Source organism: Capnocytophaga sp. H2931 (assembly GCF_002302535.1).
GTDB classification, from domain to species: Bacteria; Bacteroidota; Bacteroidia; order Flavobacteriales; family Flavobacteriaceae; genus Capnocytophaga; species Capnocytophaga canis.
The window spans coordinates 45,808-71,476 of record NZ_CP022381.1; the positions used below are offsets into that span (position 1 = coordinate 45,808).

20 protein-coding genes are annotated in these 25,669 nt (G+C 34.7%); 9 read left to right on the forward strand and 11 right to left on the reverse strand.

Going from position 1 to position 25,669, the window contains the following annotated elements:
* Positions 1-8 precede the first annotated feature (8 nt).
* The 5 genes from CGC52_RS00200 to CGC52_RS00215 form a co-directional block, all read right to left on the reverse strand.
* Complete coding sequence (locus tag CGC52_RS00200; RefSeq protein ID WP_157909087.1) at positions 9-1,298, reverse strand: hypothetical protein; 1,290 nt, start codon at positions 1,296-1,298, stop codon at positions 9-11.
* Position 1,299: 1 nt separating this feature from the next.
* Positions 1,300-1,422 (reverse strand): hypothetical protein, encoded by a 123-nt coding sequence (locus CGC52_RS11380; RefSeq protein ID WP_255395912.1) that lies wholly within the window; start codon positions 1,420-1,422, stop codon positions 1,300-1,302.
* A 106-nt stretch (positions 1,423-1,528) separates the two neighbouring features.
* Complete coding sequence (locus CGC52_RS00205) at positions 1,529-1,885, reverse strand: DUF1573 domain-containing protein (RefSeq protein WP_095893093.1); 357 nt, start codon at positions 1,883-1,885, stop codon at positions 1,529-1,531.
* On the reverse strand, positions 1,885-3,063 hold the full coding sequence (locus tag CGC52_RS00210) for a hypothetical protein (RefSeq protein WP_095893094.1): 1,179 nt from the start codon (positions 3,061-3,063) through the stop codon (positions 1,885-1,887). The genes CGC52_RS00205 and CGC52_RS00210 overlap by 1 nt, the downstream gene beginning before the upstream one ends.
* Positions 3,064-3,249: 186 nt before the next feature.
* Complete coding sequence (locus tag CGC52_RS00215) at positions 3,250-4,419, reverse strand: hypothetical protein (protein ID WP_157909088.1); 1,170 nt, start codon at positions 4,417-4,419, stop codon at positions 3,250-3,252.
* Positions 4,420-4,899: 480 nt separating this feature from the next.
* On the opposite strand from CGC52_RS00215, the gene uvrA reads away from it, so the two are divergent.
* From uvrA to CGC52_RS00250, 7 genes are all read left to right on the forward strand, one after another.
* Positions 4,900-7,731: an excinuclease ABC subunit UvrA gene (gene uvrA, locus CGC52_RS00220; protein ID WP_095893096.1), complete on the forward strand. Its 2,832-nt coding sequence runs from the start codon at positions 4,900-4,902 to the stop codon at positions 7,729-7,731.
* Positions 7,732-7,814: 83 nt separating this feature from the next.
* The gene (locus CGC52_RS00225) at positions 7,815-9,089 is read left to right on the forward strand and encodes a DUF819 domain-containing protein (RefSeq protein WP_095893097.1); all 1,275 of its coding nucleotides are present in this window, start codon (positions 7,815-7,817) and stop codon (positions 9,087-9,089) included.
* Positions 9,090-9,116: 27 nt separating this feature from the next.
* Entirely contained in the window at positions 9,117-9,836 is a 720-nt protein-coding gene (locus CGC52_RS00230) for a DUF4369 domain-containing protein (protein ID WP_095894404.1), read from the forward strand.
* Positions 9,837-9,841: 5 nt separating this feature from the next.
* Positions 9,842-10,534 carry an NAD-dependent deacylase gene (locus CGC52_RS00235; RefSeq protein WP_095893098.1) on the forward strand — a complete coding sequence of 231 codons (693 nt, stop codon included), beginning with the start codon at positions 9,842-9,844 and terminating at the stop codon, positions 10,532-10,534.
* A 108-nt stretch (positions 10,535-10,642) separates the two neighbouring features.
* Complete coding sequence (locus CGC52_RS00240; RefSeq protein WP_042005975.1) at positions 10,643-11,116, forward strand: Dps family protein; 474 nt, start codon at positions 10,643-10,645, stop codon at positions 11,114-11,116.
* Positions 11,117-11,301: 185 nt separating this feature from the next.
* Complete coding sequence (locus tag CGC52_RS00245; RefSeq protein WP_042005977.1) at positions 11,302-11,970, forward strand: PAS domain-containing protein; 669 nt, start codon at positions 11,302-11,304, stop codon at positions 11,968-11,970.
* 435 nt (positions 11,971-12,405) lie between these two features.
* On the forward strand, positions 12,406-15,168 hold the full coding sequence (locus CGC52_RS00250) for a sodium-translocating pyrophosphatase (RefSeq protein WP_095893099.1): 2,763 nt from the start codon (positions 12,406-12,408) through the stop codon (positions 15,166-15,168).
* A gap of 161 nt (positions 15,169-15,329) precedes the next feature.
* Here the strand turns inward: CGC52_RS00250 and recG are convergent, their stop codons facing one another.
* The 3 genes from recG to CGC52_RS00265 form a co-directional block, all read right to left on the reverse strand.
* Complete coding sequence (gene recG / locus CGC52_RS00255; protein ID WP_042009222.1) at positions 15,330-17,450, reverse strand: ATP-dependent DNA helicase RecG; 2,121 nt, start codon at positions 17,448-17,450, stop codon at positions 15,330-15,332.
* A 34-nt stretch (positions 17,451-17,484) separates the two neighbouring features.
* Entirely contained in the window at positions 17,485-18,741 is a 1,257-nt protein-coding gene (locus CGC52_RS00260) for a dihydroorotase family protein (RefSeq protein ID WP_095893100.1), read from the reverse strand.
* A gap of 102 nt (positions 18,742-18,843) precedes the next feature.
* Complete coding sequence (locus CGC52_RS00265) at positions 18,844-21,306, reverse strand: hybrid sensor histidine kinase/response regulator (protein WP_095893101.1); 2,463 nt, start codon at positions 21,304-21,306, stop codon at positions 18,844-18,846.
* A gap of 134 nt (positions 21,307-21,440) precedes the next feature.
* Here CGC52_RS00265 and CGC52_RS00270 point away from each other — a divergent pair, with 134 nt between their 5' ends.
* Positions 21,441-22,451 carry a M28 family metallopeptidase gene (locus CGC52_RS00270; protein ID WP_095893102.1) on the forward strand — a complete coding sequence of 337 codons (1,011 nt, stop codon included), beginning with the start codon at positions 21,441-21,443 and terminating at the stop codon, positions 22,449-22,451.
* 56 nt (positions 22,452-22,507) lie between these two features.
* Complete coding sequence (locus CGC52_RS00275) at positions 22,508-23,032, forward strand: hypothetical protein (RefSeq protein ID WP_042009213.1); 525 nt, start codon at positions 22,508-22,510, stop codon at positions 23,030-23,032.
* Positions 23,033-23,090: 58 nt separating this feature from the next.
* On the opposite strand, the gene CGC52_RS00280 is transcribed toward CGC52_RS00275, so the two are convergent.
* The 3 genes from CGC52_RS00280 to CGC52_RS00290 all read right to left on the reverse strand — a co-directional run bounded on the left by CGC52_RS00280 (position 23,091) and on the right by CGC52_RS00290 (position 25,523).
* Positions 23,091-23,981: a hypothetical protein gene (locus CGC52_RS00280; RefSeq protein ID WP_095893103.1), complete on the reverse strand. Its 891-nt coding sequence runs from the start codon at positions 23,979-23,981 to the stop codon at positions 23,091-23,093.
* A gap of 126 nt (positions 23,982-24,107) precedes the next feature.
* Complete coding sequence (locus CGC52_RS00285) at positions 24,108-24,818, reverse strand: DUF4625 domain-containing protein (protein ID WP_095893104.1); 711 nt, start codon at positions 24,816-24,818, stop codon at positions 24,108-24,110.
* 30 nt (positions 24,819-24,848) lie between these two features.
* Positions 24,849-25,523, reverse strand: coding sequence for a hypothetical protein (locus CGC52_RS00290; RefSeq protein ID WP_157909089.1), 675 nt, complete (start codon positions 25,521-25,523; stop codon positions 24,849-24,851).
* Between the last annotated feature and the right edge of the window lie 146 nt (positions 25,524-25,669).

Below are 25,669 nucleotides of genomic sequence, written 5' to 3' on the forward strand. Positions count from 1 at the left end.
TTAATATTCTATTTCATATCTCTATCTCTAATTTTCTTGAAATATTCCATAGTAGGGATAACCCTGTCTATTATGTATTTGTAATTTTCGCCTTGTTTGTTGAATAAATTTTCGGGGGAATCAGTTGCTTTCCTAAAAAAGGCATCTAACGACATGCCTTCAGCCATTTTCTTTAATTCATCATAGGTTGTGGTGTTTTCGATGGGGTATTTCTTCCAAAATTTGGAATCATATTTCAGCGATGGATACAGATACATTTCACTTAGGAAGCCGTGTCTGCCGTCATATTCATTTTTGACAGGAGTGATGTGCGTCAGTTGTATGTGCATTTTTTGACTAATCACTTCTCTTGTCAAAGCAAATCGGTGGTATGAAATTTTGGAAGGGTAGTGATGTTCCCCAATGATTACATATTCAACGGTTAAAATATGCCGAAAGGCATTATCCTCATCAAATGAAGTGGTTTCTTTGAATATTTTATTATTTTCATCTAACCATATTTTTCCGCTCATGTTAGAACATTTTCCCATAATGGTCGATATTTCTTTCACTTGCTTGTATTCCAAAACTGTATGAGCATTTTCGGTAAGATACTCATCATCAACCTTTTCAAAAACAAACTTAGAGGTGTTTTTTTCAAATAGCGGGTGCGTTAATTTTAACATAGAAAATCCATAGAAGTACAAAGGAGATTTAAAAAGTATACCATTGTTTTTAAGCGTTTTATCTGTTTCTAAAAGCATTTTTTCGGGGCTACGGCGTATTTGCTGTGGGATGTTGAAACCGATACAAAAAGGATTTTTTCGCACGTCACCAAGCAACATAGTTTGCCCTACAATTTCGGAATAACCCACAAGCATACCTTTTTTGTTGTAAAATCGGGCTGTTCCGTGTGATTTTGCCCAAAAATCGGGAGTTACGTAGTAAGATTTTTTCTTCTCAAAGTCCTTAACCTTTTCCAACACATTCCAAACTTTTTCACCTCCCTGATAAATATTTACTTCACTTAGTTCATTCACACCAAGTTCTAAATGGTATTGATGACCAATTTCATTTCCAAAAAGGCATAATGTTTTGTAAGAAATATGACTGAAACAAATGCGGTCGTTGGTAGTGATTTCATCTCCTTCAAAACTGAAAAAACCATCGTCATCGGTAGAGGCTACTACCTTATCATTCACGGAAATATACACCCCATAAATCGGGGCATTGGTTTTAGCATCTAACACATGTCCTCCATATTTATTCTGAGAGAATAGAGGAGAAGCAAATAGTAAAATAATAAAAAAAAGTTTCATATTAATCATTGGTTACGACAGTAAAATCAATCTCTAAATTATAAAATTTCTGCTTTCCGTTGGTAGTTAAAACCGTATTAACATTGTGGTTACCTACTTCTTTGTCAGAGGTTTCAACAATCATTTGAACAGAAATCGTATCAGTTGGTTGAATTTCTTTTTTGGGTTGTGTTATAAAAAGTATGATGGTAGTTTTGATTGTCAGGCTGAGCGTAGTCGAAGCCTCGTAATTACAGGGCTTCGACTACGCTCAGCCTGACAGAAATATCCATTTTATTAAAGGTATCATACTTTTTACAACACTTCCCTTTTTTGGAAATTAGCACTTCTGTACAATTGCATGAAGCATCATTTCTTAAAATGCGAACCATTTCAGTTCCTGTGTTTGAAAGAATGAATCTTTGAACCAAACGCTCTCCTTTTTTGACGTTTTGAATTTTAATCCGATTTCTTTTTGGTTCTAAAACACCCGCCGATACCTCATACTCAACAGAGCTTGAAGCCTGTTTTACGGGGCCTGTTTTTGTTTTTTTCTCTTGGCAGGAGATTAATAAAAATAAGATAATAAAAAAATATATGTATCTCATTACGAAAATTTAACTTTATAAACTATTAAAAAATCTACATCAGGGTCTTGTGGCGTAATGCCGTAGAACATTCCGTTGGAATGTCCGATAATTTCAAACCCTTTAGGTACGTCTAAATCTGCTATCAGTTGATGGTTTTTGTAAATTTGCAATCCATGGCTTGTTGCACCCTTACCTTTGGAATAACCTCTGAAAATCAGCTGTTTTTCAGGGAAATGTTTTAAAAACGTATAGTAACCATACGTTGCATAATCGCTTTTCCAATTCCTATGGCCTTCCTCAGAGGTGTTGGTACGGCGATAATCTGTTTTCATGTCCCGTCCTGCCTTTCCAAATTTTCCTTTGATTTTATCCTCTTGTTTACTGTAAAGATAAATGTCAGGATCAGGCCAAAAATTGATATATACATCATCTATTTTTTCATAGGTATCATAGTTTAAATATTGAAAATTAGGGATGTTTTGTTGAGATAAATATACGGGAGAGTGTCTACCTAAAATTTTCTCAAACTTTCCTGTTCTTAAATTGATGATTCCGAAACAACGAGCGTAGTTATAGTATAATTCTGACTTTTCTGATGTGCTGTATCCATTCAAGAATGCGTGTTTTGAAAAAATAGAACAAACCACTCTGTCCTCATCCCATCGTTTGAAGGTATTAGGTCTAACGCAGTCAAAACTGTACGAATCTGCCAATGTAACCATAGGTTCGTGCCATAATTCTTCGTAGGTTCTTGTACTGTTGTTGTCTATCCTAAAAAATTTCTTTTTTTGAAATTGAGTGTCGAATATGTCAATTGCCCAATTGTTTCCATTCATCGTAGCGAATTCGTTTTCACCAAATGTCAGATAATCAATGTAAAATACTTCATTAGGTCCTCTTCCTTTCCCTGCGTGTCGCTGTACAAACTCTCCTTCATTCGTAAATTGAAAAATATAGGAAAAGCGTTCGTCTACGAAATAGAGTGTATCTTTCCACATCAAAAATTTTCCGACATAGGATGTCCCTTCGGGGTTCATCTTCAGTGTGTCTAACGTAAAAGAATGATATTGAATATCTTCTTTCTTTGAAATATCCACCGTATTATAAAATTCTCGTGAATTAGGTTCATTACCCTCCGATGTTGATTGGCAACCGAATAACAATAAAACGGCGGATATGACATAAATATACTTCATAATCAATATTTTATGATATAATCTGAACAAACATTTGATAAAAAGAAAAAATCTAACAGTAATAAGTTACATTTATTTATAAATTTCTGAATTTCATTAATTTAATTTATCATACTTTCTGAAATACAACTATTTTTTCCTCAAAGTAGGCTAATAAAAATGATACAATAAAAAAATATCTGTAGCTCATTGCGAAAATTTAATTTTATAAACCATTAAAAAATCTACATCAGGGTCTTGTGGCGTGACGCCGTAGAACATACCGTTGGAATATCCTATAATTTCAAATCCTTTAGGTACGTCTAAATCTGCAATCAATTGATGGTTTTTGTAAATTTGCAATCCATGGTTTGTTGCACCTTTACCTTTAGAATAACCTCTGAAAATCAGCTGTTTTTCAGGGAAATATTTTAAAAACGTGTAGTAACCATACGTTGCATAATCGCTTTTCCAATTGTTTTCAGCATCTTCAAACGTGTTGGTACGGCGATAATCTGTTTTCATATCCCGTCCTGCCTTTCCAAACTTTCCTTTGATTTTATTCTCTTGTTTACTGTAAAGATAAATATCAGAATCTGCCCAAAAATTAAGATATACCTCATCTGATTCCTCGTAGGTGTCATAGTTTAAATGATCGAAATTCGGAATATTTTGTTGGGATAGATATATGGGAGAACGTCTGCCTAAAATTTTTTCTAATTTTCCTGTTTTTAAATTAACAATTCCGAAGCAACGAGCTTGGTTGTAATATAAATCAGAATCGAAATAGCCATTGAATTTAGGATGAGAGGCTGTTATTATGATAGAGATATGTTCTTTTCCCCATTTCTTTAGTATTTTTGGTAAAGCATAATCATATTCATACACATCATTTAATGAAGGGATGGGATTGTTTAACATTTCTTCATAACTTCTTGTGATACTTTCATCGATACGCATAAATTCCTTTTTTTCAAATCGTGTGTCAAACACATCAAAAGAATTATTATTGCCATTAAGAGTTACAAATTCGTCTTTACCAAATGTCAGATAATCAATGTTAAGTACTTCATTAGGTCCTTTTCCTTTTCCCGCGTGTCGCTGTACAAACTCCCCTTCATTCGTAAATTGAAAAATATAGGAAAAGCGTTCGTCTACGAAATAGAGTGTATCTTTCCACATCAAAAATTTTCCGACATAGGATGTTCCTTCGGGGTTCATTTTCAGTGTGTCTAACGTAAAAGAATGATATTGAATATCTTCTTTCTTTGAAATATCCACCGTATTATAAAATTCTCGTGAATTAGGTTCATTGCCCTCCGATGTTGATTGGCAACCGAATAATAATAAAAGGGATAGGAATAGTAAATATCTCATACTCATTGTGTTTTTCCAAAAAAGAGGAGATGAAAATTGTGAACTTTCAAAACATATAGTTTACGATGATTCAAGTAAATAATCAGCTCCTCTTGGTAAATGTTAATTAATTTCTGAAGTTTCAGTAGCTTCTCTTCTGCTTAATTTGGCATAACTTTTTAGAATTGTTATCCTAATAGCTAATAAGCAAATCTAAAAAAACTTCGCAATACTATCTATTTTAGCCTAATGCAAATTTAGCTGTTTATTTGTGTTAAACAAAAATAATATGTTAAAATTTGTGTTTAAAAAGGTGTTTAATATAGAAAATCAATGACTGCTTTATGCTTTTAACTTTCCGAGATAGTTTTCAAAAAAAATGTTTTTATACATTTATAATCTAAGAGTTGTATATGAAAAAAAATAGCCAAATATTAAGAATTTTACCATCTGTCATAACAGAAAAAATCACTATCTTTGTCCCCTTAATTTTTTCGGTGAATGGAAGATAAAATAGAAGTAAAAGGAGCGAGGGTGCATAACCTTAAAAATATAGACATCAGCATTCCTCGTGAGCAATTAGTTGTCATTACAGGGCTTTCAGGTAGTGGGAAATCCTCATTGGCGTTTGATACTATTTATGCGGAGGGACAACGTAGGTATATCGAAACCTTTTCTGCATATGCGCGTCAGTTTTTGGGAGGGTTGGAACGTCCCGATGTTGATAAGATTGATGGACTTTCGCCTGTGATTGCCATTGAACAGAAAACTACTTCAAAATCACCACGTTCCACTGTTGGAACAATCACTGAGATATATGATTTTTTGCGATTACTTTTCGCCAGAGCTTCTGATGCGTATAGCTATGCTACGGGTGAAAAAATGGTCAGCTACAGCGACGCTCAGATTCAGGAACTGATTATTGAACATTATAAAGGAAACAAAATCAGTATTTTATCTCCTGTGGTACAATCCCGAAAAGGGCATTATCGTGAACTTTTTGAGCAAATCGCCAAACAAGGATTCGTAAAGGTGCGTGTTAATGGCGAGATTCTTGACCTTCAAAAGGGAATGAAACTTGATCGTTACAAAACTCATGATATTGAAATCGTGATAGATAGGCTTTCCATAAGCAATGATGAAACTACCGAGAAAAGACTCCAAGAAACCATAAAGACTGCCATGCACTACGGAGATGGCGTATTGATGGTTTTAGAACATCAAGATAATAAAATACAGTACTTTAGCCGTAATTTGATGTGTCCTACAACGGGAGTTTCCTATCCCATGCCCGAGCCGAATACTTTTTCGTTCAATTCTCCCAAGGGAATGTGTCCACATTGCAATGGTTTGGGTGAAGTCCATGAGGTAAATCAACGAAAAATTATCCCAGATCCAAAAATATCCATAAAAAATGGAGCTATTGTCGCTATTGGGGAACAAAAAAATACGTGGATTTTTAAGCAGTTAGAACTCATTTTACAGAAATTTGGAGCGAAAATGTCCGATGCTGTCGAGAGTTTACCTCAAGAGGCGATGGATATTATCCTTAATGGTGGAAAGGATAAATATGCTATAAAGTCAGATGTGTTGGGTATCACTCGTGAGTTTGAGTTTGATTTTGAGGGGATTGTGAAATTCATTGCCGATCAGTATGAAAATTCAGATTCCGTTTCGATTAAACGTTGGGCATTTGAATTTATGGATACACTCCCCTGTGGAGAGTGTAACGGAACGCGTATCCGAAAGGAAGCCTTGTTCTTCAAAGTCAATGAAAAAAACATAGCTGAACTGTCCGCAATGGACATTTTAGAGTTGTTGGCATGGTTCGAGAATCTTCCTAAAAAATTAACTAAAAGGCAGTTGCAGATAGCCTCAGAAATCATTAAGGAAATTTCAAATAGGTTACAGTTTTTAGTAGATGTCGGTTTGACCTATTTGTCACTCAATCGCAGTTCCAAATCCTTGTCAGGAGGAGAATCGCAACGCATTCGTTTAGCAACACAAATAGGGTCGCAACTTACGGGAGTTTTGTACATTTTGGACGAGCCAAGCATCGGTCTACATCAGCGAGATAATCAGCGGCTAATTAATTCATTAAAATCTCTACGCGACATTGGAAACTCAGTCATTGTGGTTGAGCATGACGAAGAGATGATTTTAGAAGCCGACTATGTGGTTGATATTGGGCCAAAAGCAGGAAAAGACGGCGGACAGATCATTTTTGAAGGAACTCCTCAGCAGATGATGGATGCCAAAACCACCACCGCCGATTATATCAGTCGCCGAAAACAAATTCATATCCCAGAAAAACGACGTAAAGGAAATGGCAAGTCATTGATTTTAAGTGAATGTTCAGGGAATAACTTAAAAAATATTACGGTAACTTTTCCTTTGGGGATGATGATTGGTGTTACAGGAGTTTCGGGAAGTGGTAAATCAACCCTAATTAATGAAACACTTTACCCGATTTTGAACGCTCATTTTTTCAATGCCGTAAAAAAACCGATGCCTTACAAAAAAATAGAAGGCTTGGAACATATTGATAAGGTAATTGCCATTGATCAGTCGCCCATTGGACGCACACCTCGTTCCAATCCAGCGACTTACACAGGAGTTTTTAGTGAAATACGTACTCTCTTCACACAAACCCCCGAAGCGATGATTCGTGGTTATAAACCAGGGCGTTTTAGTTTTAACGTTAAAGGAGGACGTTGTGAAACCTGTGAAGGATCAGGACTTAAAGTTATTGAAATGAATTTTCTTCCCGACGTATATGTTGAGTGCGAGACTTGTAAAGGAAAGCGTTTCAATCGCGAAACTTTAGAAGTACGTTACAAAGGGAAATCCATAGCCGATGTATTGGATATGACCATTGCCGAAGCTGTCATTTTCTTTGAAAATATTCCCAAAATTTACCGAAAACTAAAAACCATTGAAGAGGTTGGCTTGGGATATATCACCTTAGGACAGCAATCAACTACCCTCTCCGGAGGTGAGGCACAGCGAGTAAAATTAGCAACCGAACTATCCAAAAAAGATACTGGAAACACCTTCTATATATTAGATGAACCTACCACAGGATTGCATTTTGAGGATGTAAACGTGCTTTTGCAAGTTCTTGATAAATTGGTTGATAAAGGAAATACCGTTTTGGTTATTGAACATAACATAGATGTTATCAAGAAAGTTGATTATATCATTGATATTGGTTATGAGGGTGGTAAAGGTGGCGGTCAATTAGTAGCCTTTGGAACTCCCGAAGAAGTAGCTAAAGATACGAAAAGTTTTACAGCTCAGTTTTTACAGGATTTTGCTCAAAAAACATCGTAAAAGAGACTTTACTTCTGGATAGTTGTGAGAAAGTTTGTCAAAAACCAAAAAAATGGTATCTTCGCCACAAAAATAAAAAGCCGATGGAATTACCTTTTCAAAATGACGCTATTGTTTTAGGTGTGCTAATGGTATGTTTGGGAATAGTTTTTTACACATCTTCTTTAAAAACAAGGTTTTGGAAAATATTTTATACTATTTTTCCAGCCTTATTGATGTGTTACATGCTTCCCGCTATAGTTAATTCTGTAGGAATCATTTCCAGCAAGAATTCGAATCTTTATTTTGTTTCAAGTCGATATCTGTTACCTGCGGCTTTAATCTTGATGACCCTAAGTGTTGATTTAAAATCAGTTTTTCGTTTGGGATCTAAGGCTCTCGTTATGTTTTTTGCAGGAACGATAGGAGTTGTTATTGGAGGGCCTATCGCTATTTTGATAGTGTCATTGATCATGCCCGAGGCTGTTGGTGGTGCGGGTTTTGATGCTGTTTGGAGAGGATTGTCCACCTTGGCAGGGAGTTGGATTGGAGGTGGTGCTAATCAGGCTGCTATGCTTGAAATATACCAATATAATCCTGAAAAATACGGAGCTATGGTGCTTGTGGATATTGTAGTGGCTAACATTTGGATGGCTTTTCTATTGTTTTTCATTGCTCGTTCTCAAAAAATAGATAAATGGCTTAAGGCCGATAATTCGTCTATTGAAGAGTTAAAACAAAAAGTAATCACTTTTAGTGAGAAGACAAAGAAAATACCAATGTTGACTGACTATAAAATCATGTTAGGAATTACTTTTGGAGGAGTAGGTCTTTCGCATTTTGGAGCTGATTTTCTTACCGATTTTTTAAAAAATAAATTTCATGTGATTGGAGATAAAACCAGTGCTCTTTCTTTTTTTGGAGATAAATTCTTTTGGATGATAACCTTTGCTACTTTAATTGGTTTAGCATTATCTTTCACAAAAGCAAAGAATTACGAAGGAGCAGGAGCAAGTAAGTTAGGTAGCGTATTCATCTATATTCTGGTGGCAACCATCGGTATGAAAATGGATCTGACTAAAATTTTTGATAACTTAGGATTGCTTCTTGTTGGAATAATTTGGATGGCGGTTCATGTAGGGTTGATGTTCATTGTAGCGAAAATTATTCGAGCTCCACTTTTTTTCTTGGCTGTGGGAAGTAAAGCAAATATAGGAGGGGCTGCTTCGGCTCCTGTAGTGGCATCAGCATTTCATCCTTCGTTGGCAACGGTAGGCGTACTTTTAGCTGTTTTAGGATATATTGTAGGGACGTACGCTGCAATGCTTTCTGCTTTCTTGATGGAGTATGTATCTGTTACACAAGGTTTTATGGGTTAATAATAAGTGTTTAAATTTTATATGTATATGAAAAAAATAATCTTTTTAATTGGTGTGCTGTTAGCTATAGGTTGCTCAAATTCAGGAGGTAACGAAAAAACAATGATTGTTCAAGGAAATGTTGAAGGACTCAAAAAGGGAACAATTTTCTTACAACAATTTGATGGTGAGAAACTCGTAAATATAGATTCTGTCGAAGCCAAAGGAAGCGGAGAATTTACATTTAAAAAAGAAATATTATCTCCTGAAATATTTTATATTTTTTTAGATTTAGGAAAAAACCAAGACCAGACTTTTGGTGATCGTTTGGCCTTTTTTGGAGAACCAACTACCATTACAATTAATAGTAAACATGAACTTTTTGACATTCATGCTAAAATTGAAGGTTCGGAAAGTCAAAAATTATGGGAAGAGTATTCAAAGAACATTCGTAAATTTAATATACGCAACTTGGAATTGTTGGAGATACAATTAAAATCAATTAAGGAGGGATATCAACCAAAGGCAGATTCATTAGCTAAAATCATAGAAAAGAATCAGTTAAGAAGACATTTGTATGCGTTGAATTTTGCGATAACCCATGGCGACTCACACGTCGCTCCCTATATTGTACTGACAGATGTGCCTGATACGAACGTAAAATACTTAGATTCAGTATATAATTCACTTACCCCAGAGATTACAGCCGCAAAATACGGCAAGGAATTGAAGGAATACATCAATAAGGTAAAAGAAAAAAATCAGTAATTTTTATAATGAAGAAGAAAATTGTCGTACTCACAGGAGCAGGTATCAGCGAGGAAAGCGGTATCAGAACGTTTCGTGATGCCAATGGTTTATGGGAAGGACATGATGTGATGGAAGTAGCATCTCCCGAGGGTTTTTCTAAAAATCCTTCATTGGTATTGGAGTTTTATAACCAACGTAGACGACAGCTTAAAGAAGTTAAACCTAACAAAGCACATCAGTTGTTAGTTCAGTTAGAAAATGAGTATGATGTTGTAATTATTACACAAAACGTAGATGATTTGCACGAACGAGCAGGAAGTTCCAATGTCATACATCTCCATGGAGAACTATTAAAATCAAGAGGCGTAGATAATGATGCAGAGATTTTCGACTGTCAGGATGATATTCTTCTCGGAGATTTGAGTCCATCGGGAGTGCAATTGCGTCCGCATATTGTTTGGTTTGGAGAAGATGTTCCTTTAATAACAAAAGCGATTGAGCAGGTGGAAACTGCTGATATTTTCCTGATTGTAGGAACCTCACTGCAAGTCTATCCCGCCGCAGGATTGATACACTATACGCAACCAAAAACTCCCGTGTACTATGTAGATCCATTTCCACAGATTCAGTCTAATAAACAGCTGACAGTAATAGCACAGAAAGCATCTTCAGGAGTACAAAAAGCAATAGAAACAATCAAATCACATATTATCTAATATGGGTTCCTCTATATCAATATAAAAAAAATCAATAGAGAAAGTATGTTTTCAAAAATAAATAACACTACCTTTGCAAAAGAAATCAAAATGTAAATAAAAAGGATTATGAATTATAATGTATTAGGACTTGAAAAGTCAAAAGCAGAAAAAGTAGCCAATGAATTGAACGTTTTATTAGCAAATTTCCAAACTTATTATCAAAATTTGAGAGGTTTGCATTGGAATATCAAAGGAAAGAATTTTTTTGTACTTCACGAGAAATTTGAGGAACTCTATGATGGAGTGCAATCCCAAATCGATGAGATTGCAGAGCGCATTTTAACCTTAGGATTTACACCTTTACATACATTGGAGGCATACGTTAAACATTCAACAATTACTGTTGGAAAAGATGTTTCCGATGATGTTGAGGCAGTTAAATTGGTTATCAATAACTTAGCTGAATTATTGAAGTTTGAACGAGGTTTGTTAGAAACTTGTAATGAAGCAGAAGATGAAGGAACCATAGGTTTGGTAGGTGGATTTATTCCTGAGCAAGAGAAAACGATTTGGATGTTAAGAGCTTACATCAATGCGTAAAATTATAAAAACTATCTAAAAAAACTTTTTAGATAGTTTTTTTTGTTTACTGATAATCAGTTGAATAATTCAAAAAAATATGTTGCAACAAAAAAATATTTTTCTCTTTCGTTTTTTAGTAATTTAATTTTTTATATTCTGAATATATTTTTGTACATTTGTATCGGATTATAAAAGAAAAAATTATGTCAGAGCAAGTAAATAGACCAACTCCTGTTAATGAGGAGATTGCTTGGGATAAAACAAGGACGATTGTCAGCACCACTGATAAATTCGGTACTATTACCGATGTGAATCAAACGTTTTTGGATGTTTGCGAATATACTCCTTCTGAGCTGTTGGGTAAACCACACAACATTATTCGCCATCCTGATATGCCTAAAATCATTTTTAAAATCACTTGGGATAATATTAATGCGGGTAGAAATTTTCACGCTATTATCAAAAATTTGACCAAAACAGGAAAATACTATTGGGTGATTACAGATTTTGAGGTAGGAAGAAATATCTTAGGTGAGGTTGTTAGCATCATGGCAAGACGAAGATCTGTACCTGAACATGTGATTAAGGAACATATAGAGCCTCTTTATCAGACTTTATTAAAGTTAGAGAAGATCGGAGGTATGGAATTGAGTAACCGTTACTTCAAAGGATTCCTAGAAAAGCATGGCAAATCATACATAGAATTTATTATGGACATCATGGATGAAAATAATAAAGACATTCGTTTTGAACATGAAGGAGGCGATAAGAGCATTACCACTGAAGAAATTTCTGATGATATTTTCAGTGAAGAACGAGGTGAACTATCGAAACGTAAAAGTTTCTTCGCTCGTTTGTTTGCAGCAAATTAAAATTATCCATACTCATTGAACGAAAAGGTTGTTAGGTTTTTTCCTAATAGCCTTTTCTTTATTTACTTTCATTTCATAGAATTATTTGATATTTGTATTTTTATAATAGCTTGTATCAAGTTACATAATGAAAATTTCAAAATGAATGTATGTTTTTTTTGAAAATTATTTTCCAATCTTTGCTTTATAACCTTCTATTTTTATTTCTTTTTGCTAATATAAGTGAATATATTTTATTGAAAATTAAAATAAGAATTTATTAATAATCAAATTATTAGATAAGATTTACACTGGTAGATGTTAGATAAAAGATTCTGAAATGCTTTCTATATACTTTCGAGATAATGTTAAAATTTAAGATTTTCTTTTCAATTTGATTTTAAAATAGTATTTTTACCCCCATAAACAATCAATTTTTTAGTAATTTATTTTTATATGGAAAAATACATAATTTATCTTCCTTTAGCTCTGGCAATTGTAGGGCTGTTGTTTATGATTTCCAAGTCATTGTGGATTAACAAGCAAACCACAGGCACGGAACGAATGAAAAGTATTTCTGAAAAAATTCAAGAAGGAGCAATGGCTTTCTTGAATGCGGAGTATCGTATTTTGGCTATTTTCGTTATCATTGCATCTGTAGCTCTTTTTGTGGTTTCCCGAATGGTTGAAACTTCGCACTGGCTCATTGTGGTTGCTTTTGTTTTTGGAGCGTTATTTTCTGCTTTAGCGGGAAACATAGGTATGCGAATAGCTACTAAATCCAACGTACGCACTACAGAAGCTGCTCGTACCAGTTTGCCAAAAGCATTAAAAATTTCTTTCGGCGGAGGAACAGTAATGGGCTTAGGAGTAGCAGGTTTAGCTGTTTTGGGGCTTAGTTTGTTCTTCTTGATTTTTATAAACATATTCATCACCGAAGGAGGTAATTTCTACAATGAAATGACTATCGTTTTAGAGGCTTTAGCTGGATTTTCATTAGGAGCTGAGTCTATTGCGTTATTTGCTCGTGTGGGTGGAGGTATCTACACTAAAGCGGCGGACGTAGGGGCTGACCTTGTGGGTAAAGTAGAAGCTGGAATTCCCGAAGATGATCCTCGAAACCCAGCTACTATTGCTGATAACGTAGGTGATAACGTAGGTGATGTGGCAGGTATGGGAGCTGACCTCTTTGGTTCCTATGTTGCAACTGTTTTGGCTTCAATGGTACTTGGTAACTACATTATCAAGGATATTTCAGAAGCTACTGGCATAGCTTATACTGATAATTTCAATGGATTAGGGCCTATTTTACTCCCTCTTGTGATTGCAGGAGTTGGAATCATAGCTTCTATCATTGGAACATTCTTCGTAAGTATTAAAAATAATGAGGCGAAAGAAAAACAAGTACAGCAATCGTTGAACATGGGGAACTATGTAGCATTAGCATTGACCCTCATATCTTGTTGGTTTTTGATTGATATAATGCTTCCAGATACTATTCAAATGAAATTCTTTGGAGAAGGGGTTAAGGAAATTGCAAGTAGTAATGTGTTTTTTGCAACCGTAGTAGGTTTGGCTGTAGGATTGTTGATTTCTGCCTTTACTGAACATTTTACGGCATTAGGTAAAAAACCTGTTTTGAATATAGTTCAAAACTCTTCAACTGGAGCGGCTACCAACATCATCGCAGGTTTGGCCACGGGTATGAAATCTACTTTTTCATCAGTGCTATTGTTTGCTGTGGCAATTTGGGGGTCATATGAATTAGCTGGTTTCTATGGTGTTGCGATTGCAGCCTCAGCAATGATGGCTACTACGGCTATGCAGTTGGCTATTGATGCTTTTGGGCCTATTGCAGACAATGCAGGAGGTATTGCTGAAATGAGTGAATTACCAAAAGAAGTACGCCAACGCACTGATATTTTAGACTCAGTAGGAAATACTACAGCTGCGGTTGGTAAAGGATTTGCTATTGCTTCAGCTGCACTTACGGCATTGGCGTTGTTTGCAGCTTACGTAACTTTTACAGGAATCGACGGAATTAATATATTTAAGGCAGATGTATTGGCAGCTTTGTTTATTGGAGGTATGATTCCAGTAGTATTCTCCGCTTTAGCTATGCAATCAGTAGGAAAGGCTGCAATGGATATGGTACAAGAAGTTCGCCGTCAGTTCCGTGAAATTCCAGGAATTATGGAAGGAACAGGAACACCTGAATACGGAAAATGCGTGGATATATCAACCAAAGCAGCTCTTCGTGAAATGATGCTTCCTGGAGCTATTACAATTATCACACCTATCGTTATAGGATTTGTAATGGGGGCAGAGGCCTTAGGGGCATATATGGCAGGAGTAGCTGTTTCAGGGGTGCTTTGGGCTATTTTCCAAAATAATGCTGGAGGAGCTTGGGATAACGCTAAAAAATCATTCGAAGCAGGTGTTGAAATCAATGGGAAAATTGAGAAAAAAGGTTCAGATGCTCATAAAGCAGCCGTTACGGGAGATACTGTAGGAGACCCTTTCAAAGATACCTCAGGACCTTCGATGAATATTTTAATAAAACTAACATGTCTGGTAGGTTTGGTTATTGCTCCTATACTGGGGGGACACACTACTACTGTAGTAGCTGAAAATAAAGTTATGGAAAAAAATGTTCCTGTAACTGAAATCGAAAATAAGCAAGATGTTACTACAAGTAATTTGGACGAAGGCTTGTTAGATGCTTACGGAAATTACAAATACAACGTAGGGGAAATCACTCCTTTGCAGTTGTCTGAAATTTCAGCAATAAATGTAGGAATAAATTCTTCAGAGAGAAAAATCGTAAATCTTTTATTGGATGAAAATTTCGATGTAGAAAGAGACTCAAAACAAAACTGGATTACGTTGGATCGTGTTTTTTTTAAATCAGGAAGTGATGAACTTATCGAAGAATCGGAAGAGCAATTGAAAAATATCGCTATGATTTTCAATACTTTCCATAAAGCAGGACTTCGTATAGGTGGGTACACTGACAATTCAGGAAATAATGAAAAAAATATAGAACTATCAGCTAAAAGAGCTGAGGTTGTAAAAGCTAAATTGATAGCTTTGGGGGTAAATCCTTCACAACTTAGTTCTGCAGGTTATGGTTCAGAACATCCTATTTGTCCTGAAAATGACACACCTGAGTGTAAAGCAAAAAACAGACGTGTAGATGTTCGTTTGACTTCCAAGTAAGTGTTCATATTATTCGAAAAAAGGAGAATTTCAAAGAGAAGTTCTCCTTTTTTTGTTATATCTTCAAGATTGGATATTCTTAAAAAAAGGCAATGTGGTAAAAAATACTGCTTTTTTACCACATTGCCTTTCATCACATTGTCTATTTTAAAACTATTTCTCTAACTGATATGCGTCCAAATATTTTTGTACTTGTGTAATTGTGTCAGCGTGTATGCTACCATTCTATTTTCGTTTTTTTGAATGTAAGGGTCGCTCCTGAGTAAATCGATTGCTTGATAACGAGAAGCTTTCAAGATGGATTGATCCTTTACAATGTCTGCGATTTTTAGGTTAAGTACACCACTTTGTTGAGTCCCCATCAAATCACCTGGTCCTCGTAATCGTAGATCTACTTCGGCAATTTCAAATCCATCATTGGTGTTCACCATCGTTTGCATACGTGTTTTAGAATCACTACTTAACTTTTCTCCTGTCATTAAGATACAAAAACTATGTTCGCTACCACGTCCGACACGTCCACGTAGCTGATGTAACTGCGATAGTCCAAAACGCTCCGCACTTTCAATGACCATTACGGAAGCGTTTGGTACATTTACCCCCACTTCGATTACTGTTGTTGCTACCATTAGTTGAGTTTCACCTCGAACGAAACGCTCCATTTCTGCATCCTTTTCAGAAGGCTTCAATTTTCCATGGACGATAGAAACTTTGTATTTTGGCAAAGGAAATATGGATGAAATTAGTTCATATCCTTCTGTAAGATTTTTAAAATCAACAGATTCTGATTCTTCAATAAGAGGATAAACAATGTAAACCTGTCGTCCTTTATCGATTTCCTTTTTGATGAATTCGTACACTTCAGCCCGTTTATTTTCATAGTAGTGTATAGTTTTAATCGGCTTTCGTCCTGGTGGGAGTTCATCAATTACGGATATGTCTAAATCACCATATACACTCATAGCTAATGTACGTGGAATTGGAGTAGCTGTCATTACCAAAATATGAGGAGGTATGTAATTTTTTTGCCATACTTTGGAACGTTGTGCCACTCCAAAACGATGTTGCTCATCGATGATTGCTAATCCTAAGTTATTGAAAATTACCTTATCTTCAAAAATAGCATGTGTACCTATTAATATAGAGAGTTCGCCGTTTCTCAATGTTTCGGTTATGGTTTTACGCTCTGAAGTTTTCGACGAACCTGTCAATAGAGCTACTTTAATGTTCGTTTTCTTTAATAATTCGCTGATTCCCAGATAGTGTTGATTTGCTAAAATTTCAGTTGGAGCTACTAAACACGCTTGAAAACCATTATCCACAGCTAACAACATTGACATTAGGGCAACAATGGTTTTTCCTGATCCTACATCACCTTGCAACAGTCGATTCATCTGTGAGTAGGAACCCATATCTTTTCGAATTTCTTTTAAAACTCTCTTTTGTGCGTTGGTTAGAGGAAATGGTAGATGGTTATTATAGAAGTCCATAAAATATTTTCCTACCTTTTCAAATGGAAATCCTTTTATTTTTTGTTTGTGTAGAAAATTTTTCTGAACCAGTTGTATTTGAATATAAAATAGTTCTTCAAACTTGAGTCGTAAGGTAGCCCTACTTAGTAATTCTTGGTTTTTTGGAAAGTGAATATTGTGTAGAGCCTCTTTTTTGGATATTAAATTCAAGGAGTTAAGGATATTTTCGGGTAAATTTTCGTAAAAAACATCACCTACTTGTTCAAAAATATGTAAAATCAGCTGACGGATGACCTTGTTTGTTATGCCTCGCTTTACTAATTTTTCGGTAGAAGGGTAGACAGGTTGAATACTGTTTCCCATAGTTTTGTTATAATCGGTTACCAAATCCATTTCAGGATGTGGCATCGAAAACGCTCCATTGAAAACATTTGTTTTCCCGAAAATTACGTAAGGCTCATTGATTTTCAGGGAGTCCCGAATCCATTTTACACCTTTGAACCAAACTAATTCTATGCTTCCTGTGTCGTCCACAAAGGTTGCCACCAAACGATCTGCATTTTTTGAGGCGTTTGAGCTTACTGTTTTTATATGTACAATTTTTCCAATTATTTGTACTTCAGTAGTATTATTAACGTAAAGTTCGTTGATTTTGTAGAATTTAGTACGGTCTATATATCGATAAGGAAATAAATTAAGTAAATCCTGAAATTGAAATATTCCTAGTTCACTTGACAATAAATCAGCTCGTTGTGAACCAACTCCTTTCAGATAAGCAATGGGTGTATGTAAAACTTCTGGATTGTTCATGCTAATTTAGGTCATTATTGTAACAATAAGGAATCTAATTAACCTCGTTGATCACTGCTTTGCCATTAGCAATACATCCAATAACTTTTCCTTGAAGGGTTTCTCCTAAGAAAGCGGAATTATGAGAACTTGATAAAATATGCTTATTTTCAAATAGATAAGTTTCATCTGTTCTAAATATTGTGATGTCAGCTTGTTGGTTTTCTGCAATGGGCTGGGTTTCAATTCCAAATCGTTGACGAGCAGCGGTAAGTAGTTCAACAGCTTTTTCTAAAGGGACGTATTGATTTAAAATTCCGAAAATCGTCTCCAAGCCAATTGTTCCATAGGAAGCATGATCAAACTCTTTAAATTTACATTCAATGTCTAATGGAAAATGGTCTGAGGTTATAAAATCGATAGTTCCATCGTTGAGAGCTTCTCGCAAAGCGACTACCGTTTCCATATCTCGCAATGGAGGTAACACCTTAAAGTTCGTGTCAAAACTAGTCAGTACACTATCATCAAAATGAATGTTATGAATTGCTACACTGCAAGTTACGTCTAATCCTTTGGACTTAGCTTCCCGAATCATTACCACTGATTTTTTGGATGATATCGTCGGTATATGTAATTTTCCACCTGCATACTCTAATACTGCTAAGTCACGAGCCACGCATAATTCCTCTGCCAATGCAGGAATGCCTTTTAAACCAAGTTTAGTGGCTGAAATGTGTTCATTCACAACACCTTTTCCCATTATTTTGCTGTCATTCGGAAATGAAATTACAATTCCGTCAAAGACTTGTGTGTATTGCAACGCTATTTTCAATAGATTGTTATTACTAATAGCTTTTTTGTAGTCCCCAAATGCTACCGCCCCTCCGTTTTTCATATCGAACAATTCGGCGAGTACTTCTCCTTTGCTTCCTTGTGTTAAAGCACCGATGGGATGTGCTGTAGTTAACTCGTTTTTTGTTTCATTTTTCAGATATAAAACAGCTGACTTTGTATCAGTTATAGGATTTGTTGCAGGGTTTATTAGCACATGTGTAAAACCACTTTTTGCAGCTGTTTGCATTCCGTTTGTTAAAGTTTCACGCTCCTCATAGCCTGGCTCTCCAAAACAAACACTGCTGTCTGCCCATCCCGATGAAACATATACATTTTCGATGACAGTATCCACTTTTTCAGTAGATAAGTTAGGAGCTATTCGGGTAATAACTCCGTTAGTAATTAGGATATCATTTGTTTTTTGGTGAAAAACACTCTTTGGGTCAATGACAACGGCTGATTTTAGTAAAATATTCATTTCGATATGCGTATTAACTTCATTCCTTGTAGGGAATATCTGGATGTTCGATGTGCAAAAATAAAATTTTGGCTCGAATTATACAATTATGCTTTTATCTTTTTATGAATCTTGCAACAACTGTTCGCAATATTGGTCAATGGCAGGTTTACAATCATGAATAAATAAACGTTCTATTTCCTGTATTTTGAGATTTATTTCTGCAGGATTTTCTTCGAAAATTTCTTCCAATTGTCGTAGCAATATCACCTCGCGAGTCGCTTGGATTTGTCCGAACATAGTCAACATTTTGTGAGCAATGGCTCGTATTTTTTCGTAATCCTGAGTATCGGAACAAGATTTTAGAGTCGCTATATTTTCAAAAGTATCCTTACAAAAATTTTTGTAGATGGTAATAATTTGCTCTTTATCATCTCCCATAAAATCTTCTAATGAATTGATTTTGTATGTTTTATCATTTGTAAGGATAGATGGAGATGTTTGTGTGTTTATCCTTGGAAAGAACTCTTGCAGCTTTTCGTAGAACTGGGTAGGTGAAAAAGGTTTGTGTAACACTCCTGAGAATCCACTTTGTACATAGAAGTCATTTGGCACATCTTTACGTCCTGTAATGGCAAGTACAGGGATGCTCTTACCGTACTTTTCATTGAAAAGTGTAACAAAGTGAAACCCATTCATTTCTGGTAATTGAATATCTGTAATCACCAAGTCAAAATTTAGGGTTTCCATGTTAGTAATGGCGTCTTTACTGTTGTCAAACACAAAAACCCCAATATTTTTCTGTTTGCAAAGTTCTTTCATAAGTGACAAAATATTCGTGTCATCGTCAATAATAACAATGTTGATATCATCAATTGCTTTTTCAGACATTTCAACAACAGTGTCTGCTTGTAAAGATTGTTCTGAAATTTTACTGGTAACGAACGTCAATGTGAATGTACTTCCTTTGTTTTCTTGACTTTCGAGTGTGATATTTCCTTTTAAGAGTTGTGCCAATTTTTGAGAAATATGTAATCCTAAACCAGATCCGCCATATTGTTTTGATACCTCTTGATTGGCTTGTGTAAATTCGTCGAAAATATGTGCTTGTTGTTCTTTTTTGATACCTATTCCTGTATCCGATACTGAAATTGAAATTTCGAATTTGCTGTTATCTATCTGTTTTTCAGTGGTTGTAATGCGTATTTGTCCTTTATTAGTAAATTTGAAAGCATTTGAAATCAAGTTGTAAAGGATTTGTTTAATACGATAAGGGTCGCTTGAAAACCATTGATATTGAACGTTTTCAGAAAAATTAAATATTAGTTCAACAGGCTTTGATTTATGGATGGAATATATATTTGTCGCAACTTCTTCAATGAGTTCTGAAACGTTCAACGGGACTTTTTCTAAGCTAATTTTCCCTGCTTCAATTTTGGAATAGTCTAATAATTCATCTACCAATTTAGTGATATAATCAGAGGCATGTTTGATATTTGACAGATAATTTTTTGTTTTTTCATTTGTACTTTGATTATCAAGTAATTCAGTGTATCCTATAATGGAACTCAACGGAGTACGAAGATCATGACTTACCATTGAGATGAGTTGTTCGCGGCTTTTTAAAAGTCGTTTATTTTTTAAGTTTGCTACCTCTAATTTCTGACGTATACGTTGTATTTTCCAAAAATCATTGATAACGATGAATGAAAATACCACCATTAGTAAAAGAGCTATAACGTATGATATTGTTAAAAAAGAACGGCTTTTTTCAAAAACAGCCTGTCGTTGTTCGTTGAACTCTTGAGCACTTTTGAGTATATTATCTTCAATATCAGAAAGTAACTGATGTAATTTATCCGATAAAAGATTGTCAGTATGCCAAAGTGTATGAATTTTTTCACTTTGTTGATCTTTATATTTGATGGTTTCTTCATGTACTTTGTTGAGTAACTGTAAGGTTTCTAACACCGTGTTGTCAAATTTTTGCTGACTGCGTGTTGGAGGAATTTTAATGTTTTTATATTTCTGAATGATAGAGGCGTAAGAGGTTCCTGTTGATAAGGTTTGTTGTGACTTCGATGCTGTCCGTTTTTTTTTGGCTATTGCATTGTCGTTCAATAGGAAATATCCCAATGTGGGTTCCAAACTTGATAATTTTTCAATAGCATTGCGGATGATTACGGATGAACTATCACTGCTTTGTAAAATTTTAAGTTCTTGCAAATTTTCGCTTTTTAATTCCAATAAAATTTGCACTGAATCAAACAAAGAAACATACGAACTGTTTTTAACTTCTTTTTTAAATTTTATGATGGAGTCTTGCAAGGCATAATTTCGGTCTAAAAAAAAGTTCAAAGCCTCTTCATCATCGGTTCGGATAGCAATTTTTCCAGCACTTTCAGTTTCGTTCATTAAAGTGAGTATTTTGCTTATTTTTAGAACTTTACGTCGTTCATAAATGCCTTCTTCTTCCAAAAAAGTTAGCTTTTGAATTTGATTGTAAATAATGTATCCCGTGATGAACGAAACACTGATTAACAGTACGTATCCTAATATAATTTTAAAAATAATTCTTGATTTCATTTTGATATCGAAACGTTATTGCTCAACTGTAGGTTCAACCCACAAAATTACTATTTTTTCGTTCATAAACAAAAAGTTTGATTTTCAGCATAAGAATCGTTACTTTTGTCCCTTACAAAAAAAATCTATAAAAAATGAAAAAAACGTGCATCGCATTTATTTCGATTTTAGCATTCGGGTGTACTGCTCAAAAGGAAATTTCGAATAATTTGAGCAAATTATCAATTGACAGTCAAATCAATGAAATCTCAGAACGACGCTTACGTGAAACCTTGGAAGTCATTGCTTCTGATGAAATGGAAGGGCGTATGACGGGTAGTGAGGGGCAGAAGAAGGCTGCCGACTATATTGTAAAATACTTTGAAAAAGAAGGTATTAACTATCCACCCAAAGCAAAAGGATGGTTTCAAACCGTACCGAAATCATTTATTAAAAATCGTTTTGGGGATTCCGATAACATTTGGGCATTCATTGAAGGAAGCGAAAAACCTGAGGAAATCATCGTTGTATCAGCACATTATGACCACATAGGAACACAAAAAGGTAATATTTTTAACGGAGCTGACGACAATGGTTCTGGAACGATTGCTGTGATGGAAATTGCAAGGGTATTTAATGAGGCTAAGAAAAAAGGACACGCTCCCAAACGTTCCATACTCTTTTTGTTAGTTACTGCCGAAGAAATTGGGCTTTTTGGTTCAAGCTATTACGCTAAAAATCCATTGTATCCGCTTGAAAATACTGTGGCTAACATTAATATTGATATGATTGGACGTGTCGATGATTTGCATACCGATAACAATTACATTTATGTAATCGGTGCTGACAGACTTAGCTCTGATTTACATAAAATTAATGAGGCTGTAAACAAAAAATATACTCAATTGAACTTAGATTATAAGTACGATGACCGTAACGACCCTTGGCAGATTTACTATCGCTCTGATCACTACAATTTTGCTAAAAACGGAATCCCTTCTGTCTTCTTTTTCAATGGTGTACATCCTGATTATCATCAACCTACAGATACCATTGATAAAATTGACTTTCCTGCAATGACTCAACGAACCAAACTCATTTTTGCCTTGGCATGGGAACTGGCAAATCGTTCGGAGCGAATCAAAGTCGATAGAGATGGGAAATAAATTTTATTATACCACAATAAATTACTACTTTTGCAAACCTTAAAAAAATATTTATAATGAAATACATACAACATCGATATGTCAAAATAATTTTGGCCGTATTAATTTTCGCTTATGCTATCTATCAGTTTACGCAAGGAAATATTGGGAATGGTATCGCTTTAATTTTTTTAGCTGCAATTCCTGTGTTGCTCTACTTCCGTAATGAGTTTTTACTATTGGCGTTTTTCAGATTGCGTAAGCAAGACTTTCAAGGAACTCAAAAATGGCTAAGCAAGATTGTAGACCCTGAGACAGCTTTAATCAGAAAACAACAAGGTTACTACCATTATTTACATGGGATTATTTACTCCCAAATCAATCTTTCTCAGGCTGAAAAATATTTCCGAAAAGCCTTACAATTAGGATTGAATATGAGTTATGATGTAGCCATGGCAAAATTAAGTTTGGCGGGAATTATGATGCAGAAACGCAGAAAACGAGAAGCTCAAGAATTACTAACCGAGGCTAAAAAGCTCGACAAGCAAAACATGATGACGGAGCAGATCAAAATGATGCAACAACAATTGAAGAAGATATAAACAAAGCAAATAGGCTGTCCTTTTCGGACAGCCTATTTTTTATCTGTTTAAAACCATTTTATAAGTGAATTCCTCGGTGGGAATGCCCCTCTTCGTGTTTGTGCCTTGCAATATGGTCTAAATCTTTCTGAATTTCATCTTCCGTAACGCCAAATTCTTTGGCAGCATCTGCCTTGAAAACTGAATCAGGAGACTGTTCTTCGGTGTAAATACGGACAGGAATTCTTACATTTACGTCCGCTTCATAGAATCGACTACCGCTCGGTAATTCATTAAAAGCATACAAGCTTCCATCCTCTTTGAGTTTTGTTTTACCAATGCCCGTGAAATGAGCTAACGTGATTCTCAACATAAAAGTCATGTAGTTTTCCTTAACATAAAAAAATCCCTTTAAACCTATTGGATCATTTTCTGTTGGATTTTTAGCGTCCCACGTTCTTTTCAATAGTTTTACTCCCTTTTCATTGATGTATTTGTCTTCAGGATTAGTGTCACGATAAGTATATTCTAACACCTGATTCATTGTTGGAGTAGGGCGTCCATCTGTAGTTTTAGCTTCTTCCATCATAAAAAAATGTTGATGGATACGAGCTTCTGTATCCGAAATAAATTCACTGTTGATACGTTTTCCTTCAGCATTGTAATGTATTATTTCAACGCCATAGTGTTTTCCTTTTTTTAATCGTACTGGCGCTCCTTCCATATTCAATTTATTTTCCTCAAGGATAAAGGTTATCTTTTGTATTTTTTTTAGATATTTCAGCTCCTTTATTTCTTCATCTCCATAAAATTTATTTCCATGATGGGTGTGTCCTTCAGTAAAAATAACTTCCATCTTAGCTGTTGCCTCGTGTTCTCCTTCTGGATGAGGTTCTGGGGCATTTTTTGAGCAAGACGTTCCTACTATAACCAGAAACGATGCTATGCTAAACTTTAAAAAGTGTTTCATTATTTTTGTATTATATTATGTTATTTTCTTTTTTCAAGATATTTCTAATTGAATATCTTTTCTCTTTTTGTTTGTAAAACTTCGCCAAAACTTTCAGCGTATTTTGACGAAGTTTTTAAAATGTGACTATTTTTTATCAAAATGACCTTCGTATGTAAACTTTTTTCCTACTTGATCAGTAATAGTTACAAAAAAGTGATAGTGACCTTTGGCAAGTGATGATACATTAATATCCTTATTAAGATCATACGAAGTCTTTCCTACCAATTCTTCATCTGTGTAGGTTTCTTCAATACCTCTCACTCGTACATGAATACTGGCTAATTTGTTAGGTGCAGAAACCTTTGCCTTAATATTCAGTACGTCATTATCATATGAACTACTTTTTTCAGTAACTATCGGCAAAGAAGGATCACGTTCGATGGTCAAAACATCTTCTACAACGGTTTTATTTCCTTTTGCATCCGTTACGATGATAACTACATCATATGTTCCTTCTTTTGCTCTTTTAGGAACGTCATAATGTTCGTGTAAATTTGCTTCTTTATTTCCTGTAAATCCTTTTGTATAAGTTCTGTCTACAAACCAAGAACCTCCTGCTTCTTTTGGAGTGATTTGTACTCGAACACTTTTAATTGTTCCTTCAGCTGTGATGTTAGCTTCCAAATGTAGATCACTTTCTGTATATGCTTTCTTACCATTTTCGTAACCTATTTCAAGGTTTTCTACTTTTGGTTCGGCCACAGGTAAATCTTTATTGTCTTTTTGGCAACTAACAAAAAGTATTTGTAAAGCAATTAAAGTTGTTACTGATAGTATATTTTTTATTTTCTTCATTTTAAATTGATTTTTAGGGTTAATAAATAATTATTTTTGTAGTTCATATTCTCCGAAATAGTATAGTCCTTGATATCTGAAAACTGTAAGAGTATTTCCTACAAAATATCCTATTTCTGAAATTCCTGTATCTTTAAATCGGAAAACACAATTATTAATAAGTTCTAGTTTCTTATTAGGTGTAACAGCATTTACATCAACTCCGGAACCATAATGAGTACCTTTTTCATCAAACTTGTAATGAAAAACAGGACGGAAAGATTCCCCAAACTTATACTCTTCTCCTTTAAAAACTTTTCCGACCAATTGGTTTTCTTCAGGAATAGAAACTAAAGTTGCAGTAGCAGGGTAGACTTTTTTCAAAGCTCGATAGTATGCTGAAGTAACTTGTTTCTTATCATTCAGAGCAAATTTTGCAATTCGATAATTTGAATCACTTTTTATCTCAAAAATAAGACTGTCTTTTGTGAGAGTATAATTACCAATTAACTCTTGTGAGGAATTTAAAAATACGGCTTTCCCTTTTTCTAAAAAGTTTATCACATATACCGATTTATTCTTATCACCAATGGTACCTGCTATGAAATGTTCCGTTATATCAAACTCTTTTTCTAAATCAGGTTTTTGAAGTTGTTCATCTTTTGTACAAGATGACATAATAATTAAAATAGTTGATAAAAAACTTATTCTAAATATATTTTTCATTATTTAATCTTTTTTTTATTTGTTATTAAATTATTTTTTTGTCTTTTTACTTTAAATAAACTGTTATCTATATGAAATTTTATTTTTTCAATATATAAAACATATTAAATCATTATATAAATTCTTTATTCCTTTAGGGAAATGCT

Coding starts and splice junctions, on each gene's coding strand:
- CGC52_RS00200 (WP_157909087.1), bottom strand. CDS start 1,298: ATGAAACTTTTTTTTATTATTTTACTATTTGCTTCTCCTCTATTCTCT.
- CGC52_RS11380 (WP_255395912.1), bottom strand. CDS start 1,422: ATGATTGTTGAAACCTCTGACAAAGAAGTAGGTAACCACAATGTTAAT.
- CGC52_RS00205 (WP_095893093.1), bottom strand. CDS start 1,885: ATGAGATACATATATTTTTTTATTATCTTATTTTTATTAATCTCCTGC.
- CGC52_RS00210 (WP_095893094.1), bottom strand. CDS start 3,063: ATGAAGTATATTTATGTCATATCCGCCGTTTTATTGTTATTCGGTTGC.
- CGC52_RS00215 (WP_157909088.1), bottom strand. CDS start 4,419: ATGAGATATTTACTATTCCTATCCCTTTTATTATTATTCGGTTGCCAA.
- uvrA (WP_095893096.1), top strand. CDS start 4,900: ATGGAAGATAAAATAGAAGTAAAAGGAGCGAGGGTGCATAACCTTAAA.
- CGC52_RS00225 (WP_095893097.1), top strand. CDS start 7,815: ATGGAATTACCTTTTCAAAATGACGCTATTGTTTTAGGTGTGCTAATG.
- CGC52_RS00230 (WP_095894404.1), top strand. CDS start 9,117: ATGAAAAAAATAATCTTTTTAATTGGTGTGCTGTTAGCTATAGGTTGC.
- CGC52_RS00240 (WP_042005975.1), top strand. CDS start 10,643: ATGAATTATAATGTATTAGGACTTGAAAAGTCAAAAGCAGAAAAAGTA.
- CGC52_RS00245 (WP_042005977.1), top strand. CDS start 11,302: ATGTCAGAGCAAGTAAATAGACCAACTCCTGTTAATGAGGAGATTGCT.
- CGC52_RS00250 (WP_095893099.1), top strand. CDS start 12,406: ATGGAAAAATACATAATTTATCTTCCTTTAGCTCTGGCAATTGTAGGG.
- recG (WP_042009222.1), bottom strand. CDS start 17,450: ATGAACAATCCAGAAGTTTTACATACACCCATTGCTTATCTGAAAGGA.
- CGC52_RS00260 (WP_095893100.1), bottom strand. CDS start 18,741: ATGAATATTTTACTAAAATCAGCCGTTGTCATTGACCCAAAGAGTGTT.
- CGC52_RS00265 (WP_095893101.1), bottom strand. CDS start 21,306: ATGAAATCAAGAATTATTTTTAAAATTATATTAGGATACGTACTGTTA.
- CGC52_RS00270 (WP_095893102.1), top strand. CDS start 21,441: ATGAAAAAAACGTGCATCGCATTTATTTCGATTTTAGCATTCGGGTGT.
- CGC52_RS00275 (WP_042009213.1), top strand. CDS start 22,508: ATGAAATACATACAACATCGATATGTCAAAATAATTTTGGCCGTATTA.
- CGC52_RS00280 (WP_095893103.1), bottom strand. CDS start 23,981: ATGAAACACTTTTTAAAGTTTAGCATAGCATCGTTTCTGGTTATAGTA.
- CGC52_RS00285 (WP_095893104.1), bottom strand. CDS start 24,818: ATGAAGAAAATAAAAAATATACTATCAGTAACAACTTTAATTGCTTTA.
- CGC52_RS00290 (WP_157909089.1), bottom strand. CDS start 25,523: ATGAAAAATATATTTAGAATAAGTTTTTTATCAACTATTTTAATTATT.